Below are 1,882 nucleotides of genomic sequence, written 5' to 3'. Positions count from 1 at the left end.
ATGTCGGTGTCGGAGTAGTTGCGGGTGAAGCCGTTGACGCCGATGACGAGTCCGAATCGGCCGTCGGCGGTGCCGGGGCGGAAGCCTTGGGTGTACGTGGTGATGATGTCGTTGAGGTTGTCGCCCGGGACGACGGGAACCGTGGCGAGGTAGGCCGGTTTGTCGGCGGTTTCGGTGTTGCGTGGGCCGAGTTGCCCGACGGTGACCGGGGTGCCGACCTGCTTGAACTGGTAGGTGTTCTGCGCGTTCTGGAACGCGCGGCTGCCCTGACCGCCCAGCATCGGCGCCCTCGACTTGGGTGCCGGCGAATCCGTGTGCGCGTCGCCACGGGGTGCCGGGTCCACGGCGGCCGGGGCGGGAGCCGTCCGCGGGACCGGCCCGGCGGTCTCCGACACGTTCTCGATGAGCTGGAGATCGTGCTCGTACAGATAGGTCGTGGGCCCGCCCGGACCGGCGGCCGCCTCCTCCGTGGTCGACGGCAGGTCGTAGACCTCGGCGCCCATGACACCCGGCCGGTCCTGGGTGTTGAACAGGTGATGATCGGCGTGGTAGCCCTCTTTGGCGCCGAGGTAGTGCATGACCTCGTGCACCAGGACGGCCGCGTTGTTGTTGATGTTCCAGCGGTGCTGCTGGGTGGTGTTGCCGTCGTTGCTGTGGTCGTCCGGCCGGGCCGGATCCGGCAGCGGCTCGGAGGTGACCTGCACCGGGGGGCGGCCACCCTGCCGGTCCTGCCAGGTGTCCATCAGATCGGCTGACCACGGAACGGTGTCGACGGTCAGCTGAACGTGCAGCTCACGGCCGTTGGGCAGGGTGTGCTTGCCGTTGACCATCTGATCGATGGTGTTCTGCACCGTGTCCGCGACCTGCCGGAGCTGATCCGGGGTCATCTGATCGTTCTTCGAGGTCAGGTCCAGCTTCACCTCGAACGACCGGTAGTCCTTGCCGTCCACGGTGAAGTCACGGCTGGTGAAGTCGATGGTGGTGATCTCGCCGCGGAGCAGGTGGGTGCCGGGGACGATGGTGTCCTTCGACGGGTTGTAGCGCTCGGTCCGGAGCTGCTTCTGTTCGGCGTTGTCGTAGGCCGCGCGCCACTCGGGACTCTTCGGGGCCGGCGGGCCGCTCGGGGGCAGGTCCACCCCGGTGGCGACGGCGCCCGGGTTCGGTGGCGGTGACTGCGACGTGGTGTGCGGATTGCCGGACAGCGCGGAGTGTGTCGCCCCGGCGACCTGAATCAGAGTCTTCGCGCCGTTCGGCAGGTCGGCCTTGAAATCGTTGAGGATGCTCTTCTGCGTGGTGGGGCTGACCGGCTCCACACTCTTGAACGCCAGCCGGGTGAGGCCGTCGACCTTGTTCGCGTCGATGTCCGGGTAGAACGTCTGGATGTAGTTCTGGACCTGCTTCTTCCAGGTCTCGCGGTCGGCGTGGCTCTGCGGGATGCCGTCCGGGTTGCCGGGGTCGTAGTTCTGTAGAAGCCGGCCGGCCTGGGTCTGCAGCGAGACGTTCGGGTCGAAGGCGCCGAACGCCAACGGGTCCATGCCCTGGAAGAGGCGTTGCTGGGCGGCGGATTGGGCGAGTCCGCGGCCTTCTTTGGAGGTGTATTTGAGTTCGCCTTGGGGGTCGTTGCGGACGCCGAAGGTGATGTCGGTTTCCAGGCTGCGGTTGTCGACGCGGAGGAACGTGTTGGGTTCGGGCATGTAGACCGAGCGGGGGTCCACGGCGGCCATGGCTTTGCGGACCTGCTGGTCGCGGTGGTTGGCCTGGATGGCGGGGGTGGGTGCGGCGTCGAGGGTGTAGCCGCCGCTGATGATCTGGATGTCGGGGCGGTCGGTGATGGCGGTGTCGGCGTTGTTGAACAGGTTGGTCATGGAGGCGACGTCGGCGT

The 1,882-nt window shown here is 67.3% G+C and carries 1 pseudogene; it reads right to left on the bottom strand.

The annotated features are described in order from the left end of the window. Window positions 1-1,865, bottom strand: a pseudogene (locus BC793_RS48540) (hypothetical protein); the annotation flags it as partial. Window positions 1,866-1,882 lie beyond the last annotated feature (17 nt).

The organism is Actinoplanes xinjiangensis (genome assembly GCF_003148685.1).
Classification (GTDB): Bacteria; Actinomycetota; Actinomycetes; order Mycobacteriales; family Micromonosporaceae; genus Actinoplanes; species Actinoplanes xinjiangensis.
This window is presented reverse-complemented; position numbering and strand designations above follow the sequence as displayed.